The 17,600-nt window shown below is 59.5% G+C and carries 14 protein-coding genes; 9 read left to right on the forward strand and 5 right to left on the reverse strand.

Going from position 1 to position 17,600, the window contains the following annotated elements:
• Positions 1-344 precede the first annotated feature (344 nt).
• Positions 345-2,570 (reverse strand): NADP-dependent isocitrate dehydrogenase, encoded by a 2,226-nt coding sequence (locus tag JJD66_RS13700; RefSeq protein WP_198715757.1) that lies wholly within the window; start codon positions 2,568-2,570, stop codon positions 345-347.
• 482 nt (positions 2,571-3,052) lie between these two features.
• Here JJD66_RS13700 and icd point away from each other — a divergent pair, with 482 nt between their 5' ends.
• Positions 3,053-4,309 carry an NADP-dependent isocitrate dehydrogenase gene (gene icd / locus JJD66_RS13705; protein ID WP_200648380.1) on the forward strand — a complete coding sequence of 419 codons (1,257 nt, stop codon included), beginning with the start codon at positions 3,053-3,055 and terminating at the stop codon, positions 4,307-4,309.
• Positions 4,310-4,383: 74 nt separating this feature from the next.
• Here icd and cspD read toward each other — a convergent pair whose 3' ends face one another.
• A complete protein-coding gene (gene cspD, locus JJD66_RS28060; protein WP_034128147.1) occupies positions 4,384-4,659 on the reverse strand; it encodes a cold shock domain-containing protein CspD in 276 nt (91 codons plus the stop codon).
• Positions 4,660-4,884: 225 nt separating this feature from the next.
• Here cspD and clpS point away from each other — a divergent pair, with 225 nt between their 5' ends.
• Entirely contained in the window at positions 4,885-5,253 is a 369-nt protein-coding gene (gene clpS, locus JJD66_RS13715) for an ATP-dependent Clp protease adapter ClpS (RefSeq protein WP_005789091.1), read from the forward strand.
• A 29-nt stretch (positions 5,254-5,282) separates the two neighbouring features.
• Entirely contained in the window at positions 5,283-7,553 is a 2,271-nt protein-coding gene (gene clpA, locus JJD66_RS13720) for an ATP-dependent Clp protease ATP-binding subunit ClpA (RefSeq protein WP_003192090.1), read from the forward strand.
• A gap of 244 nt (positions 7,554-7,797) precedes the next feature.
• On the opposite strand, the gene infA is transcribed toward clpA, so the two are convergent.
• From infA to aat, 3 genes are all read right to left on the reverse strand, one after another.
• Complete coding sequence (gene infA, locus JJD66_RS13725; RefSeq protein WP_002553999.1) at positions 7,798-8,016, reverse strand: translation initiation factor IF-1; 219 nt, start codon at positions 8,014-8,016, stop codon at positions 7,798-7,800.
• 100 nt (positions 8,017-8,116) lie between these two features.
• Entirely contained in the window at positions 8,117-8,824 is a 708-nt protein-coding gene (locus tag JJD66_RS13730) for an arginyltransferase (RefSeq protein WP_003192088.1), read from the reverse strand.
• Positions 8,825-8,880: 56 nt separating this feature from the next.
• Positions 8,881-9,561: a leucyl/phenylalanyl-tRNA--protein transferase gene (gene aat / locus JJD66_RS13735; RefSeq protein ID WP_105227159.1), complete on the reverse strand. Its 681-nt coding sequence runs from the start codon at positions 9,559-9,561 to the stop codon at positions 8,881-8,883.
• Positions 9,562-10,037: 476 nt separating this feature from the next.
• On the opposite strand from aat, the gene ftsK reads away from it, so the two are divergent.
• The 6 genes from ftsK to cysG are packed head-to-tail and all read left to right on the forward strand — an operon-like array spanning position 10,038 to position 17,539.
• Complete coding sequence (gene ftsK / locus JJD66_RS13740) at positions 10,038-12,446, forward strand: DNA translocase FtsK (protein WP_032896677.1); 2,409 nt, start codon at positions 10,038-10,040, stop codon at positions 12,444-12,446.
• Between the two features lie 54 nt (positions 12,447-12,500).
• Positions 12,501-13,124, forward strand: a complete 624-nt coding sequence (gene lolA / locus JJD66_RS13745; RefSeq protein ID WP_003174700.1) for an outer membrane lipoprotein chaperone LolA — start codon at positions 12,501-12,503, stop codon at positions 13,122-13,124.
• Between the two features lie 27 nt (positions 13,125-13,151).
• Positions 13,152-14,477: a replication-associated recombination protein A gene (locus JJD66_RS13750; protein WP_105227158.1), complete on the forward strand. Its 1,326-nt coding sequence runs from the start codon at positions 13,152-13,154 to the stop codon at positions 14,475-14,477.
• Positions 14,474-14,848, forward strand: a complete 375-nt coding sequence (gene crcB, locus JJD66_RS13755; protein WP_200648381.1) for a fluoride efflux transporter CrcB — start codon at positions 14,474-14,476, stop codon at positions 14,846-14,848. Before JJD66_RS13750 ends, crcB begins: the two co-directional genes overlap by 4 nt.
• A gap of 15 nt (positions 14,849-14,863) precedes the next feature.
• The gene (serS, locus tag JJD66_RS13760; RefSeq protein ID WP_032896683.1) at positions 14,864-16,144 is read left to right on the forward strand and encodes a serine--tRNA ligase; all 1,281 of its coding nucleotides are present in this window, start codon (positions 14,864-14,866) and stop codon (positions 16,142-16,144) included.
• The gene (cysG, locus tag JJD66_RS13765) at positions 16,145-17,539 is read left to right on the forward strand and encodes a siroheme synthase CysG (RefSeq protein WP_054898296.1); all 1,395 of its coding nucleotides are present in this window, start codon (positions 16,145-16,147) and stop codon (positions 17,537-17,539) included.
• Positions 17,540-17,600 lie beyond the last annotated feature (61 nt).

Consider the following 17,600-nt stretch of genomic DNA (forward strand, 5'->3'; position numbering starts at 1 on the left):
AAACGCTTCGATTTCAAGTGCCCGATCGAAGTCATGGGCGAGGTGATGCAGGAAGCCATGGCTATGCGGCATCATGCTCCAGCTTCAAATCAATAACCGTGTTGCACTCAGCTTCTGCAACCGCCGAGTCTCGAAGGCGTTTCCCGTTTGCCCGTGCTACCTCAATTTGCTGTGGTGCCTAGAGAGCGAGCGGGTTGGAATCCTGTTTACAGGAGTGAGGTGCTTGAGTTGATTCGCTCCGTATGGATTTCAGAGTACGCCAATGCTTCCCTGTGACTAAACTGCCATCCGCTGAAGACAAAAACCCCGGCACTTGGCCGGGGCTTCTTTGCATCCTTACAACCTTACTTCAACTTGGCAATCGCCGCATTGAGGGTGTTGCTCGGGCGCATGGCTTTGCTGGTCAGCTCAGGGTTCGGCGCGTAGTAGCCGCCGATGTCCACTGGCTTGCCCTGTACGGCGTTGAGTTCGGCAACGATGGTCGCTTCGTTCTCAGCCAGGGTTTTGGCCAGTTCGCCAAACTGCGCTTGCAGTGCAGTGTCTTCAGTCTGGGCGGCCAGGGCTTGTGCCCAGTACAGCGCCAGGTAGAAGTGGCTGCCGCGGTTGTCGATGTTGCCGACCTTGCGCGATGGCGACTTGTTGTTGTCCAGGAACTGGCCGGTGGCCTGGTCCAGGGTCTTGGACAGTACCAGGGCTTTCGGGTTGTTGTACGTCACACCCAAATGCTCAAGGGACGCGGCCAGGGCCAGGAACTCGCCCAGGGAATCCCAGCGCAGGAAGTTTTCTTCCAGCAGTTGCTGTACGTGCTTTGGAGCCGAACCGCCAGCGCCGGTTTCGAACAGGCCACCGCCATTCATCAGCGGCACGATCGACAGCATCTTGGCGCTGGTGCCCAGTTCCATGATCGGGAACAGGTCGGTCAGGTAGTCGCGCAGTACGTTGCCGGTCACCGAGATGGTGTCCAGGCCCTTGCGGGTGCGCTCCAGGGTGAACTTCATCGCATCGACCGGGGCCATGATGCGGATGTCCAGGCCTTCGGTGTTGTGGTCTTTCAGGTAAGCCTGAACTTTCTCGACCACTACGCCATCGTGGGCGCGCTTGGGGTCCAGCCAGAAAATGGCCGGGGTGTTGCTGGCGCGGGCACGGTTGACGGCGAGCTTGACCCAGTCCTGGATCGGCGCGTCTTTGGTCTGGCACATGCGGAAGATGTCGCCAGCTTCGACGTTCTGTTCCATCAGCAGGTTGCCCTGGCTGTCGGTGACGCGGACAACGCCGTCAGCCTTGATCTGGAAGGTCTTGTCGTGGGAGCCGTATTCTTCGGCTTTCTTCGCCATCAGGCCAACGTTTGGCACGCTGCCCATGGTGGTTGGGTCGAAGGCGCCATTGGCCTTGCAGTCTTCGATGACCGCCTGGTAGATGGTGGCGTAGCAGCGATCCGGGATCACAGCCTTGGTGTCGTGCAACTGGCCGTCGGTGCCCCACATCTTGCCGGAGTCACGGATCATCGCTGGCATCGAGGCGTCGACGATGACGTCGCTTGGCACGTGCAGGTTGGTGATGCCTTTGTCGGAGTTGACCATCGCCAGGGCAGGGCGAGCAGCGTAGACCGCCTGGATGTCGGCTTCGATCTGCGCTTGCTGGTCGGCCGGCAGGGCCTTGATGCGGGCGTACAGGTCGCCGATGCCGTTGTTCAGGTTGAAGCCGATCTGTTCCAGCACGGCCGCGTGCTTGGCCAGGGCGTCTTTATAGAACTCGGCAACGATCTGGCCGAACATGATCGGGTCGGAGACCTTCATCATGGTGGCTTTCAAGTGAACCGACAGCAGCACGCCTTGCTTCTTGGCGTCTTCGATTTCAGCGGCAATGAAGCTGCGCAGGGCTTTCTTGCTCAGCACGGCGGTGTCGATGATTTCGCCGGCCTGAACGCTGGTTTTTTCCTTCAGGACGGTGGTGGTGCCGTCCTTTGCAACCAGCGCAATTTTGACCGCGTCAGCGGTTTCGATCTGCACGGCTTTTTCGCTGCCGTAGAAGTCGCCGTTGTTCATGTGGGCAATGTGCGACTTGGAGTCGGCAGCCCAGGCGCCCATCTTGTGCGGGTGCTTGCGTGCATAGTTCTTGACCGACAGCGGTGCGCGACGGTCGGAGTTGCCTTCGCGCAGTACCGGGTTCACGGCGCTGCCCTTGACCTTGTCGTAACGTGCGCGGGTTTCTTTTTCCGCGTCGGTGGTTACGGTTTCAGGGTAGTCCGGCAGGGCGTAGCCCTGGGCCTGCAGTTCCTTGATCGCGGCTTGCAGTTGCGGGGTCGAGGCGCTGATGTTGGGAAGCTTGATGATGTTGGCTTCAGGCGTAACGGCCAGGTCGCCCAGTTCGGCGAGGTGGTCCGGGATGGCCTTGGTGCCCAGTTGCTCGGGGAAGCTTGCGAGGATGCGCCCGGCGAGGGAGATGTCGCGGGTTTCCACGGCAATATCAGCGGAAGCGGTGAAGGCCTCTACGATAGGCAGCAGTGAATAGGTGGCGAGGGCTGGGGCTTCGTCGGTGAAGGTGTAGATGATCTTCGAGCGGGTGGGCATATTCGGATTAACTCTCTTCTTTGCTGAAAGCGTGCGCAGAAACTCGAGATGCGCCGGGTAGAGCGCGTTCGTTCAAAGTCATCCATGAGCGAAATGTCGAGGTTTCTTCGCGGTGATGTTGGTTTGCATCAGTCGAGCGTCAAGCGGGTGGGCTATGGTAATAGTCCGGCTTTCTGGCGAAAGGCTACGTTCTAGAGCGGTCCGCCGTCGTGACTCTTTGGTCAGCGGCGGCATTATACATAGGTCGCTATGCTTACGCTGAGCCTTCATACAAAAGGGGGCTCGTCCATTGGTCTAAAGGTCGCAGGTGCGTGGGGTGGTGGGATGTGCTCAAGATTGCGCTTTTCCCTTTGCTTTCAGGCTTGTAGGCCACCAAATGTGCTGTTTTCGATGCAAATGAGCATGGCGTGAGGTTTCAGTCGCCATTTATCTGGAGTAGGCTCGAACGCAGCCAGATGTTCAATCCATAGATGGAGTTCAGCATGGGATACAAGAAGATTCAGGTTCCGGCAGTCGGCGACAAAATCACCGTCAATGCAGACCATTCTCTCAATGTTCCTGACCAACCGATCATCCCCTACATCGAAGGAGACGGTATTGGCGTCGACATCAGCCCGGTGATGATCAAGGTGGTCGATGCCGCTGTTGAAAAGGCTTACGGCGGCAAGCGCAAAGTCTCCTGGATGGAGGTGTACGCTGGTGAAAAGGCCACGCAAGTCTACGACCAGGACACCTGGCTGCCCCAGGAAACCCTGGATGCGGTCAAGGATTACGTGGTGTCCATCAAGGGCCCGCTGACAACGCCAGTCGGTGGCGGTATCCGTTCGCTGAACGTGGCCCTGCGCCAGCAGCTCGACCTGTATGTGTGCCTGCGCCCGGTGCGCTGGTTCGAAGGCGTGCCCAGCCCGGTGAAAAAACCAGGCGACGTGGACATGACCATTTTCCGTGAGAACTCCGAGGATATTTACGCGGGCATCGAGTGGAAGGCCGGTTCGCCGGAAGCGATCAAGGTGATCAAGTTCCTCAAGGAAGAAATGGGCGTTACCAAGATCCGTTTCGACCAGGATTGCGGGATTGGCGTCAAGCCGGTCTCCAAAGAGGGTACCAAGCGCCTGGCGCGCAAGGCCCTGCAATATGTGGTGGATAACGACCGCGACTCGCTGACCATCGTGCACAAAGGCAACATCATGAAGTTCACCGAGGGTGCCTTCAAGGAGTGGGCCTATGAGGTGGCGGCTGAAGAGTTCGGTGCGACCTTGCTCGATGGCGGGCCGTGGATGCAGTTCAAGAACCCCAAGACCGGCAAGAATGTGGTGGTCAAAGATGCTATTGCCGACGCCATGCTCCAGCAGATCCTGCTGCGCCCGGCTGAATATGACGTGATCGCCACGCTCAACCTCAATGGTGATTACCTGTCCGACGCCCTGGCGGCGGAAGTGGGCGGTATTGGTATTGCGCCGGGGGCCAACTTGTCTGACACCGTGGCAATGTTTGAAGCCACCCACGGCACTGCGCCTAAATATGCGGGCAAGGATCAGGTCAACCCTGGTTCATTGATCCTGTCGGCGGAAATGATGCTTCGGCATATGGGGTGGGTCGAGGCAGCGGATTTGATCATCAAGGGGACTAATGGCGCGATTTCGGCCAAGACTGTGACCTATGACTTCGAGCGTCTGATGGATGGCGCTACGTTGGTGTCTTCGTCGGGCTTTGGTGATGCGTTGATCAAGCATATGTAAACAGGCACACAAAACCGGCCGCCCTGGTGATTCGGGGTGGCCGGTTTGCTTTCAGTGCTTTGTTCTGTGACTGGTCAGGCCTTCTGCTTTTCTTGTCGTGATTTCTGGCCGGGCGCCGCAACGTTTTCTGCGGCAGGGCTACTAGCAGTGATTCCTTCGATCTTCACCGCATGCAAGCCCTTTGGGCCCTGGGTAATCTCAAAGGAGACCACTTGGCCCGCTTTCAGCGTTTTGTACCCATCCATATTGATCGCTGAGAAATGCGCAAAGAGGTCTTCACTCTTTCCGTCTTCATTAATGAAGCCGTAACCCTTGGCATTGTTGAACCACTTGACCTTACCACTAGCCATTCCCTTATCCCTCTGCACCAGACTCCATCACTGGAGTATCATCCTGTCTATCCGTCCTAACCCGAATAAATAAGGTTGACTGCGCGGACCTTTTTTACCCACTGTGGGCTCTATTTGTTGTAACACCGTTTCGCCGATAGTCAAGGTGACCCAAGAGTCAGAGTTGAAATTCTGACAGGTCGCCCCCACCACTGTAATTGAACCACTGACGAACCTTTCTTTCCCATGCATGCAAACAGCCAGATTCGACTAACATTCAATCAGGATCGCCCGGATCAGGAACATGACGACGACGGTTCTGCAGGCATTGCTGTTCAGGAGGCCAAGCCTGCTTTACAGGCGCCGCCGATGTACAAGGTGGTTTTGTTCAATGATGACTACACACCGATGGATTTCGTCGTCGAAGTGCTCGAGGTGTTTTTTAACCTGAACCGCGAGTTGGCGACCAAGGTAATGCTGGCCGTTCACACAGAAGGACGGGCAGTATGTGGAGTGTTTACCCGCGACATCGCCGAGACAAAGGCCATGCAGGTCAACCAGTACGCCAGGGAAAGCCAGCATCCGCTACTCTGTGAAATCGAGAAGGACGGTTAACGCCGACCACTTGGGTATGAGGTGAAGCTATGTTAAACCGCGAGCTCGAAGTCACCCTCAATCTTGCCTTCAAGGAGGCTCGTTCGAAGCGTCATGAATTCATGACCGTCGAACACCTGCTGCTGGCACTTTTGGATAACGAAGCTGCCGCCACCGTTCTGCGTGCGTGCGGCGCCAACCTCGACAAGCTCAAGCATGACCTGCAGGAGTTTATCGACTCCACCACGCCACTGATCCCCGTGCATGACGAGGACCGCGAAACCCAGCCAACCCTGGGGTTCCAGCGGGTATTGCAGCGTGCTGTGTTCCACGTACAGAGCTCCGGTAAGCGTGAAGTCACGGGCGCGAATGTGCTTGTGGCAATTTTCAGCGAACAGGAAAGCCAGGCCGTGTTCCTGCTCAAGCAGCAGAGCGTTGCCCGTATTGATGTAGTCAATTACATCGCCCACGGTATCTCTAAAGTGCCTGGGCACGGCGATCATTCCGAGGGTGAGCAGGATATGCAGGACGAGGAGGGCGGTGAGTCTTCTTCTTCAAGCAATCCGCTGGATGCCTATGCCAGCAACCTCAATGAAATGGCGCGCCAGGGGCGGATCGATCCGCTGGTGGGGCGTGAGCATGAGGTTGAACGTGTAGCGCAGATACTTGCGCGTCGTCGCAAGAACAACCCGTTGCTGGTGGGCGAGGCGGGCGTGGGTAAGACCGCGATTGCCGAAGGCCTGGCCAAGCGCATTGTCGACAACCAGGTGCCAGACCTGCTGGCCAGCAGTGTCGTCTATTCCCTTGACCTGGGCGCGTTGCTCGCCGGGACCAAGTACCGTGGCGATTTCGAGAAACGCTTCAAGGCGTTGCTCGGTGAGTTGAAAAAGCGTCCGCAGGCCATCCTGTTCATCGACGAGATCCATACCATCATTGGCGCCGGTGCAGCTTCCGGTGGGGTGATGGATGCTTCCAACCTGCTCAAGCCACTGCTGTCCTCGGGTGATATCCGCTGCATTGGTTCGACCACGTTCCAGGAATTCCGCGGCATCTTCGAAAAAGACCGTGCCCTGGCGCGTCGCTTCCAGAAAGTCGACGTGTCCGAGCCGTCGGTTGAAGACACCATCGGTATCCTGCGCGGGCTCAAGGGGCGTTTTGAAGCGCACCATGGCATCGAATACACCGATGAGGCCTTGCGTGCGGCGGCTGAGCTGGCGTCGCGCTACATCAATGACCGGCATATGCCTGACAAGGCCATCGATGTGATCGACGAAGCGGGTGCCTACCAGCGCCTGCAGCCGGTCGAGAAGCGCGTGAAGCGCATCGACGTGCCTCAAGTCGAGGACATCGTGGCCAAGATCGCGCGGATTCCGCCAAAACACGTCACCAGTTCCGACAAGGAGTTGCTGCGTAACCTGGAGCGCGACCTCAAGCTCACTGTGTTTGGCCAGGATGCGGCCATCGACTCGCTGTCCACGGCGATCAAGTTGTCGCGTGCTGGCCTCAAGTCGCCGGACAAGCCAGTCGGTTCGTTCCTGTTTGCAGGCCCGACTGGCGTCGGCAAGACCGAGGCGGCTCGCCAGCTGGCCAAGGCCATGGGCATCGAACTGGTCCGTTTCGACATGTCCGAGTACATGGAGCGCCACACTGTGTCGCGCTTGATCGGTGCGCCTCCGGGCTATGTCGGCTTCGACCAGGGCGGCCTGTTGACCGAGGCGATCACCAAGCAGCCACATTGCGTATTGCTGCTCGATGAAATCGAAAAGGCTCACCCGGAAGTCTTCAACCTGCTATTGCAGGTCATGGACCACGGGACCCTGACCGACAACAACGGGCGCAAGGCGGACTTCCGCAATGTGATCGTGATCATGACCACCAACGCCGGTGCCGAAACCGCGGCGCGGGCTTCGATCGGCTTTACGCATCAGGATCACTCCTCCGATGCCATGGAAGTGATCAAGAAGAGCTTCACGCCGGAGTTCCGCAACCGCCTGGACACCATTATCCAGTTTGGTCGCCTCAGCCATGAGGTCATCAAAAGCGTGGTGGACAAGTTCCTCACCGAGCTTCAAGCGCAGTTGGAAGACAAGCGCGTGCAGCTGGATGTGACGGAAGCGGCTCGCAGTTGGATCGCAGAGGGCGGCTACGATGCGGCAATGGGCGCACGCCCAATGGCGCGTCTGATCCAGGACAAGATCAAGCGGCCGCTGGCCGAAGAGATCCTGTTCGGCGAACTCTCCGACCATGGTGGCGTGGTACACATCGACCTGAAGGACGGCGAGCTGACCTTCGAGTTCGAGACCACGGCTGAAATGGCCTGATCGTTAGCTGCAACATTGCAAGAGGCGCCGAAAGGCGCCTTTTTGCTGTCTGAAATACGGTTACGAGACAATGACGGTCAACTGTGGGAGCTGGCTTGCCTGCGATAGCGGCGGGTCAGATATAGATGTGCTATTGAAGGGCCGCCATCGCAGGCAAGCCAGCTCCCACGCAGTCAAGTGGTGACTGTTAAATCCTGCGCACACAAAAACGCCCGGCATAACCGGGCGTTTTGTATTGACTTGCTTAGCGAGCGCGGTAAGTGATGCGCCCTTTGCTCAAGTCATAGGGCGTCAGCTCGACGCGCACTTTGTCACCGGTAAGAATACGAATGTAGTTCTTGCGCATCTTGCCGGAGATATGCGCGGTTACGACGTGCCCATTTTCCAACTCCACACGAAACATGGTGTTGGGCAGGGTGTCGACGACAGTGCCTTCCATTTCGAAGCTGTCTTCTTTCGACATGCAGTAAAGCCCTCGGTATCCAGTGAATGGCCCGGTGCAACTGCGCCAGGCAAAAGCGGCGTGCATTGTGCCCGAAAAAGGGTGTTCAAGCCAAGGGGTTCTAGTTAAGCGTGACCCATCTTTGATTAATCAGCAGTTCAATGGGCCGATATTGGGTCTTGTAGTTCATCTTTTTGCAGTTCTTGATCCAGTATCCGAGGTACACCGCTTCCAGCTCCAGGCGCAGCGCTTCGCCTATTTGCCAGAGGATGGCGAAGCGCCCGAGGCTGCGGCGTTCTTCGGTCGGTTCATAGAAGGTGTACACAGCCGAGAGGCCGTTGGGCAGTAGGTCGGTCACCGCCACGGCCAGCAGGCGGCCGTCGAGGCGGAACTCGTAGAAACGCGAAAAAGGCAAGTCACGCACCAGGAATGTGGAAAACTGGTCGCGGCTGGGCGGATACATATCGCCGTCGGCATGACGCTGCTCGATATAGCGTTGGTAGAGATCGAAATATTCTTCGCTGTATTGGGGTTTGGTGGCGTGTACTGTCAGGTCGGCGTTGCGCTTGAGAATGCGTTTCTGATTACGGTCGGGCGAAAACTGCGCAACCGGGATACGCGCAGGCACGCACGCGTTGCAGTTCTGGCAATGGGGGCGATACAGGTGATCGCCGCTGCGCCGGAAGCCCATCTCGGACAGGTCGGCATACACATGCACGTCCATGGGCTGGCTGGGATCGAGGAACAGCGTGGTGGCCTGCTCGTCGGGCAGATAGCTGCATGAGTGGGCTTGAGTGGCATAGAACTTCAAGCGCGCCAGCTCGGTCATGATCAACCCTCGGGATAAGCTTTGAAATAAGTGTAAGCCACGTGCGCGAAAGTCGCCTAGGAAACCCACGGCCCAGCGTTGGGTTGGTCCAGATGTTTATGCAGGAAGTCAGCGAAGACGCTGCGGGGTATGCCGCGGGCACCCAGGCTGTGCAAGTGATCGTTGGGCATCTGGCAATCGATCAGCACAAATCCCCAGGCTTGCAGTTGCCGGGTCAATGTGGCGAAACCGAATTTGGAGGCGTTGTCGGCGCGGCTGAACATGGACTCGCCAAAAAACAACTGGCCCATCGCCAGGCCATACAGGCCACCCACCAGTTCGCCCTGGTCCCAGACCTCGACGGAATGCGCGTAGCCGCGCTGGTGCAGCTCCAGATAAGCCTTCTGGATACCTTCGGTGATCCAGGTGCCATCGGCGTAGGCACGGGGTGCTGCGCAGGCTTGGATGACGGCGGCGAAATCCTGGTCGAAGGTCACGGTATAGCGCTGCTGGCGCAATAATTTGCCCAGGCTGCGGGAAACATGCAACTCGTCGGGGAATATCACTGTGCGCGGGTCGGGTGACCACCAGAGGATAGGCTGGCCTTCGGAGAACCAGGGGAAGCAGCCATGGCGGTAGGCCTGGACCAGCCGTTCTGCCGACAGGTCGCCACCGGCGGCGAGCAGGCCGTTGGGTTCGCGCATGGCCTTGGCCAAGGGAGGGAACGTCAGGGTGTCGCGTTGTAACCAGGTCAGCATGGCATCCAGGCTTACGGAAGGGGAGGGGAGTGGCAGGTCATGCACCTGCACCGCAAGCGTTGATTATTGACGACCCTGCGCCATGGGGCCAGCCCGAATAGGCGATTGACGAGGATTAGCATGAACGGGTGTTTCTGCAACTCTGTACACAGGGTGTGGTCGTAATCGGGTCTGGTGCATGCCGGCCATTTGCCAAGCTTGCCTGGATTGCTAAATACAGCTCATAAGCCTTTGTCAGCAAAGGCAATGCATGCTCAAATTGTCCGTGCAGTCAGGTGAAGGGCAAGTGTGTGGCATCGCGCACGCAAACCCGTACAATGCGGCCATTGTGGCGTTATCGCCATTTCACCTATCCGTCACCGGGTGTTAAAAGTAGATTCAGCAACATTCGTTCATTTTTCAACTGTTCCGGATAGAACAGTCGTGTGTAGTCATTCAACAGATGGACGCGCTAAAGGCGCAGGAATAGACCCGTTTTGAAGAAATCCGCCGCAGCACCTAAAGCAGCAGTCGTACCGGCCTGGCGCCAGCACCTGCATTACCGACTCAAGGAAGGCGCACTGATTGCCATCGGTGCGCTGTGCCTGTTCCTGATGATGGCCTTGCTGACCTATGGCAAGGACGATCCGGGCTGGAGCCATAACAGCAAGATCGATGACGTGCAGAATTTCGGCGGCCCTGTAGGTTCCTACAGCGCCGATATCCTCTTCATGATCCTGGGTTACTTCGCCTACATTTTCCCGCTGTTGCTGGCGATCAAGACCTGGCAGATCTTCCGCCAGCGTCACGAGCCGTGGCAGTGGAGCGGCTGGCTGTTCTCCTGGCGCCTGATCGGCCTGGTGTTCCTGGTATTGTCGGGCGCTGCGCTGGCGCATATCCACTTCCATGCCCCGACTGGTCTGCCGGCGGGCGCGGGCGGGGCCCTGGGTGAAAGCCTTGGCGACCTGGCGCGCAGGACCCTGAATATCCAGGGCAGCACCCTGATGTTCATCGCGCTGTTCCTGTTCGGCCTCACGGTATTCACCGACCTGTCATGGTTCAAGGTGATGGACGTGACCGGCAAGATCACCCTCGACCTGTTCGAATTGTTCCAGGGCGCCGCCAACCGCTGGTGGGCCGCCCGTGTCGAGCGCAAGCAAATGGTTGCGCAGCTGCGTGAGGTGGACACCCGTGTCAACGAGGTGGTGGCCCCAAGCACGCCGGATCGGCGCGAGCAAGCCAAGGTCAAGGAGCGCTTGATCGAGCGCGAGCAGGCCCTGAGCAAGCACATGTCGGACCGTGAAAAGCAGGTGCCGCCCGTGATCGCCCCGGCACCGCCCAAGGCGCCGGAGCCCAGCCATCGCGTGCAAAAAGAGAAGCAGGCACCGCTGTTCATCGACAGCGCCGTCGAAGGCACCTTGCCGCCGATCTCGATTCTGGACCCGGCCGAAAAGAAACAACTCAACTATTCCCCCGAGTCCCTGGCGGCCGTCGGTCACCTGCTGGAAATCAAGCTCAAGGAGTTCGGCGTCGAAGTGTCGGTGGACTCGATCCATCCGGGCCCGGTGATTACCCGTTACGAAATCCAACCGGCCGCCGGGGTAAAAGTCAGCCGCATTTCCAACCTGGCCAAAGACTTGGCACGTTCCCTGGCCGTGACCAGCGTGCGTGTGGTGGAAGTGATCCCGGGCAAGACCACTGTGGGTATCGAGATTCCCAACGAAGACCGCCAGATCGTGCGCTTCTCCGAAGTGCTGTCGACGCCGGAATACGACAACTTCAAATCACCGGTCACCCTGGCGCTCGGCCATGACATCGGCGGCAAGCCGGTGATTACCGACCTGGCGAAAATGCCGCACCTGCTGGTAGCCGGTACCACCGGTTCCGGTAAGTCGGTGGGTGTGAACGCCATGATCCTGTCGATCCTGTTCAAGTCCGGGCCGGATGACGCCAAGCTGATCATGATCGACCCGAAGATGCTGGAACTGTCGATCTACGAAGGCATCCCGCACCTGCTGTGCCCGGTGGTCACCGACATGAAGGACGCCGCCAACGCCCTGCGCTGGAGCGTTGCCGAGATGGAGCGCCGCTACAAGCTGATGGCGAAGATGGGCGTGCGGAACCTGTCGGGCTTCAATGCCAAGGTCAAGGAAGCCCAGGACGCCGGCACACCGCTGACCGACCCGCTGTACAAGCGCGAAAGCATTCACGATGAAGCACCACTGCTGACCAAGCTGCCGACCATCGTGGTGGTGGTCGATGAATTTGCCGACATGATGATGATCGTCGGCAAGAAGGTTGAGGAGCTGATCGCCCGTATCGCCCAGAAGGCGCGGGCGGCGGGTATCCACTTGATCCTCGCGACACAGCGGCCGTCGGTGGACGTGATCACCGGCCTGATCAAGGCCAACATTCCGACGCGCATGGCGTTCCAGGTCTCCAGCAAGATCGACTCGCGCACTATCATTGACCAGGGTGGCGCCGAGCAACTGCTGGGCCACGGTGACATGCTCTACATGCCGCCGGGCACCAGCCTGCCGATCCGCGTTCACGGCGCCTTTGTTTCCGATGACGAAGTCCACCGTGTGGTCGAAGCCTGGAAACTGCGCGGCGCGCCCGAGTACAACGACGACATCCTCAACGGCGTCGAAGAAGCCGGCAGCGGCTTTGAAAATGGCGGCGGTGGCGGTGATGACGATGCCGAGACCGACGCTTTGTATGACGAAGCCGTGGCCTTCGTACTGGAAAGCCGCCGTGCCTCGATTTCGGCGGTGCAGCGCAAGCTTAAAATCGGCTACAACCGCGCCGCCCGCATGATCGAAGCCATGGAAATGGCTGGCGTGGTGACCGCAATGAACACCAATGGCTCGCGTGAAGTCATCGCCCCCGGGCAGATGCGCGACTGATTCCGCGCCGCGTGGCAACACGCGGCGTGCCCTGACTACTCAATGAGGACTCCCATGCGCTTTATCCGCATGCTGTTGTTGCCAGCCCTGGCCCTGACCGCTGTTTCGGCTCACGCTGACCCGGCTTCCGTCGCCAGCCTGAAGAACCTGTTGGACAAATCCCAGACCCTCACCGCGCGCTTCTCCCAGCTGACCCTGGATGCCGGCGGCACCCAGTTGCAGGAAACCGCCGGTGAAATGGCCGTGCAGCGCCCAGGGCTGTTCTACTGGCATACCGAAGGCAAGGCGGAGCAGACCATCGTTTCCGACGGCCAGAAAGTCACGCTGTGGGACCCGGACCTGGAACAGGCGACCATCAAGAAGCTCGATCCGCGCCTGAACCAGACCCCGGCACTGCTGCTGTCGGGTGATGTGTCGAAAATCAACGACAGCTTCGACATCACCTCCAAGCAGACCAGCAACGTCATCGAGTTCACCCTCAAGCCAAAATCCAAGGACACGTTGTTTGACACGCTGTCCCTGTCGTTCGGCAACGGCGTGATCAACAACATGCGCCTGGTCGACAGCGTCGGCCAGCGCACCGATATCCTGTTCTCCGGGGTCAAGGCCAACCAGCCGGTGCCCGCGTCCAAGTTCAAGTTCGACATCCCCAAGGGTGCCGACGTGATCCAGGAATAAACTGCCCAGAGGTTTCAAACGCTGCCCATGGATCTGTTTCGAAGTGACCCGATTGCCCAGCCGTTGGCCGCGCGCTTGCGTTCGACCAACCTGGATGAGTACGTCGGTCAGGAACACCTGCTCGCTCGGGGCAAGCCCTTGCGCGAAGCTCTGGAGCAGGGTGCGCTGCATTCGATGATTTTCTGGGGCCCGCCGGGCGTGGGCAAGACCACTTTGGCGCGGTTGTTGGCGAAAGTCTCGGACGCGCACTTTGAAACGGTCTCGGCGGTGCTCGCCGGGGTCAAGGAGATCCGCCAGGCGGTGGAAGTCGCCAAGCAGCAGGCCGGGCAATACGGCAAGCGCACTATCCTGTTTGTCGACGAAGTACATCGATTCAACAAGTCGCAGCAGGATGCGTTCCTGCCTTATGTCGAGGACGGTACGCTGATCTTTATCGGCGCCACCACCGAAAACCCTTCCTTTGAATTGAACAACGCCTTGTTGTCACGGGCGCGGGTCTATGTGCTCAAGAGCCTGGATGAAGCGGCGATGCAAAAGCTGCTGCACCGTGCCTTGAGCGAAGACAAGGGGCTGGGCAAGCGCCAACTGAGCCTCAGCGATGAAGGCTTCAAGATTTTGCTGACCGCCGCCGATGGTGACGGGCGCCGCTTTCTCAACCTGCTGGAGAATGCTTCCGACCTGGCCGAAGACGGCGGCGAGATTGGCGTCGACCTGTTGCAAAGCTTGCTCGGTGATACACGCCGTCGTTTCGACAAGGGCGGCGAAGCCTTCTACGACCAGATTTCCGCGCTGCACAAATCCGTACGCGGTTCCAACCCTGATGGCGCGCTGTATTGGTTTGCGCGCATGATCGATGGCGGTTGCGACCCGCTGTACCTGGCGCGTCGTGTGGTGCGCATGGCCAGCGAAGACATCGGCAATGCCGACCCGCGGGCCCTGAGCCTGTGCCTGGCCGCCTGGGAGGTGCAGGAGCGCCTCGGCAGCCCGGAAGGCGAGTTGGCGGTCGCCCAGGCCATCACTTACCTGGCCTGCGCGCCAAAAAGCAACGCGGTGTACATGGGCTTCAAGTCGGCCCTGCGTGCGGCCGCCGAGCATGGTTCCCTCGAAGTGCCGCTGCACCTGCGCAACGCGCCGACCAAGCTGATGAAGCAACTGGGGTATGGCGACGAATACCGTTATGCCCACGATGAGCCGGACGCCTACGCGGCCGGCGAAGACTACTTCCCCGATGAGTTGGAGCCGCAGCCGTTCTACCAGCCAGTGCCCCGTGGCCTGGAGCTGAAGATCGGTGAGAAGCTCAACCACCTGGCCACCCTTGACCGTCTGAGCCCCAGGCAGCGGAGAAAAACATGATTCCTTTGGTGGTCGCCGTCTCGGCGGGAGGTATCGCCGGTACACTGCTGCGCTTCGCCACCGGCAATTGGATCAACGCCAATTGGCCGAAACACTTCTATACGGCGACGCTCGCCGTTAATATCGTGGGCTGCCTGTTGATCGGCATGTTATACGGCCTGTTTTTGTTACGCCCGGAAGTGCCTGTCGAGGTACGTGCCGGCCTGATGGTTGGCTTTCTTGGCGGCCTGACGACTTTTTCATCCTTTTCACTGGATACCGTGCGCCTGCTGGAAAGCGGGCAAGTGCCGCTGGCGATTGGCTATGCGGCCATTAGCGTATTCGGCGGGCTGCTCGCCACCTGGGCTGGCCTGTCCTTGACCAAACTTTGATAACGAGAGACCGACATGCTCGATTCCAAACTGTTACGTAGCAACCTTCAGGACGTAGCGGACCGCCTGGCATCCCGTGGCTTTGCCTTGGATGTTGCGCGCATCGAAGCGCTGGAAGAACAGCGCAAGACCGTCCAGACCCGCACCGAAGCACTGCAGGCTGAACGTAATGCGCGCTCCAAGTCCATCGGCCAGGCCAAGCAGCGCGGTGAAGACATCGCGCCGTTGATGGCGGATGTCGAGCGCATGGGCACTGAGCTGTCCGACGGCAAAATCGAGCTGGAAGGCATTCAGACCCAATTGGATTCGATCCTGCTGGGCATTCCGAACCTGCCCCACGAATCTGTGCCGGTCGGCGAAGATGAAGACGGCAACGTCGAAGTGCGCCGCTGGGGCACGCCCAAAGCCTTCGATTTCGAGATCAAGGACCACGTCGCCCTGGGCGAATTGACCGGTGGCCTGGATTTTGAAACCGCGGCAAAAATGTCCGGCGCACGCTTTGCCTTGCTGCGCGGCCCGATTGCGCGCATGCACCGTGCACTGGCGCAGTTCATGATCAACCTGCACACCGGCGAACACGGTTACGAAGAAGCCTACACCCCGTACCTGGTTCAAGCGCCGGCGTTGATGGGCACCAGCCAACTGCCGAAATTCGAAGAAGACCTGTTCAAGATCAGCCGCGACGGCGAAGCCGATCTGTACCTGATCCCGACGGCCGAAGTGTCGCTGACCAATATCGTCGCCGGCGAAATCCTCGACGCCAAGCAACTGCCGTTGAAGCTGGTTGCTCACAGCCCGTGCTTCCGTAGCGAAGCCGGCGCGTCGGGTCGCGACACCCGTGGCATGATCCGCCAGCATCAGTTCGACAAGGTTGAAATGGTCCAGGTAGTAGAGCCGTCGACCTCCATGGAAGCCCTGGAAGGCCTGACTGCCAACGCCGAGCGTGTGCTGCAGTTGCTGGAGCTGCCTTACCGCGTACTGGCCCTGTGCACGGGCGACATGGGCTTCAGCGCCGTGAAGACCTACGACCTGGAAGTGTGGGTGCCGAGCCAGGACAAATACCGCGAGATTTCGTCGTGCTCCAACTGCGGTGACTTCCAGGCCCGTCGCATGCAGGCGCGTTTCCGCAACCCGGAAACCGGCAAGCCGGAGCTGGTACACACTCTCAACGGTTCGGGCCTGGCCGTAGGCCGTACCCTGGTGGCCGTGCTGGAAAACTACCAGCAGGCGGACGGTTCGATCCGTGTACCTGAGGTGCTCAAGCCGTACATGGCGGGCGTTGAGGTCATCCGCTAAATGGAATTTCTGCCGCTGTTTCATAACCTGCGCGGCAGTCGTGTGTTGGTCGTCGGTGGTGGGGAGATTGCCTTGCGCAAATCCCGGCTGCTGGCCGACGCCGGCGCGGTGTTGCGGGTGGTTGCTCCCCAGATCGAAAGCCAGCTGCGTGAGCTGGTGCTGGGCAGTGGCGGGGAACTGATGTTGCGCGGTTATCAGGAGGCCGACCTGGACGGTTGCACCCTGATTATCGCGGCCACCGACGATGAGCCACTGAATGCGCAAGTATCCAGTGATGCCAAGCGTCGCTGCGTGCCGGTCAATGTGGTGGACGCGCCAGCGTTGTGCAGCGTGATCTTCCCGGCGATTGTCGACCGTTCACCCTTGGTGATTGCCGTCTCCAGCGGCGGTGACGCGCCGGTACTGGCACGGCTGATCCGCGCCAAGCTGGAAACCTGGATTCCCTCGACCTACGGTCAATTGGCTGGGCTGGCCGCGCGTTTTCGGGCTCAGGTCAAAGGTTTGTACCCGGATGTGCAGCAACGCCGGGCGTTCTGGGAAGAAGTGTTCCAGGGCCCGATTGCCGACCGCCAGTTGGCCGGGCAGGGCGAGGAGGCCGAGCGCCTGTTGATCGAAAAGGTCAACGGCGCGCCGCCTTACGCGCCCGGTGAGGTTTACCTGGTAGGTGCGGGCCCAGGCGACCCGGATTTGCTGACCTTTCGCGCATTGCGCCTGATGCAGCAAGCCGACGTGGTGCTGTACGACCGTTTGGTGGCGCCGGCGATTTTGGAACTGTGCCGTCGTGATGCCGAGCGCGTGTACGTCGGCAAGCGTCGCGCCGATCACGCGGTGCCCCAGGACCAGATCAACCAGCAACTGGTAGACCTGGCCAAGCAAGGCAAGCGCGTGCTGCGCCTCAAGGGGGGGGACCCGTTCATCTTTGGTCGTGGTGGCGAAGAGATCGAAGAGTTGGCGGCCCACGGCATCCCGTTCCAGGTGGTGCCGGGTATTACGGCAGCCAGTGGTTGTGCGGCTTATGCCGGGATTCCGCTGACTCACCGCGACTATGCCCAGTCGGTACGGTTTATTACCGGGCACTTGAAGAACGGTACCTCGGACTTGCCTTGGCAAGACCTGGTCGGCCCCTCACAGACCCTGGTGTTCTACATGGGCTTGATTGGCTTGCCGATCATTTGCGAGCAGTTGATCAAGCACGGGCGCGCGTCGGATACCCCAGCAGCGCTGATCCAGCAGGGCACCACGTCCAACCAGCGCGTGTTCACCGGCACCCTGGCCGACCTGCCGCGCATGGTGGCGGAGCATGAAGTGCATGCGCCGACATTGGTGATCGTGGGTGAGGTGGTGGTGTTGCGTGAGAAGCTCAAGTGGTTCGAGGGCGCTCAGTCCCAAGTCTGAACCGGCTCCTGTGGCGAGGGAGCTTGCTCCCGTTGGAGTGCGAAGCGCTCCCAAGATTTTG

Origin of the sequence: Pseudomonas sp. MF6751 (assembly GCF_016613265.1) — a bacterium.
Classification (GTDB): Bacteria; Pseudomonadota; Gammaproteobacteria; order Pseudomonadales; family Pseudomonadaceae; genus Aquipseudomonas; species Aquipseudomonas fluorescens_BV.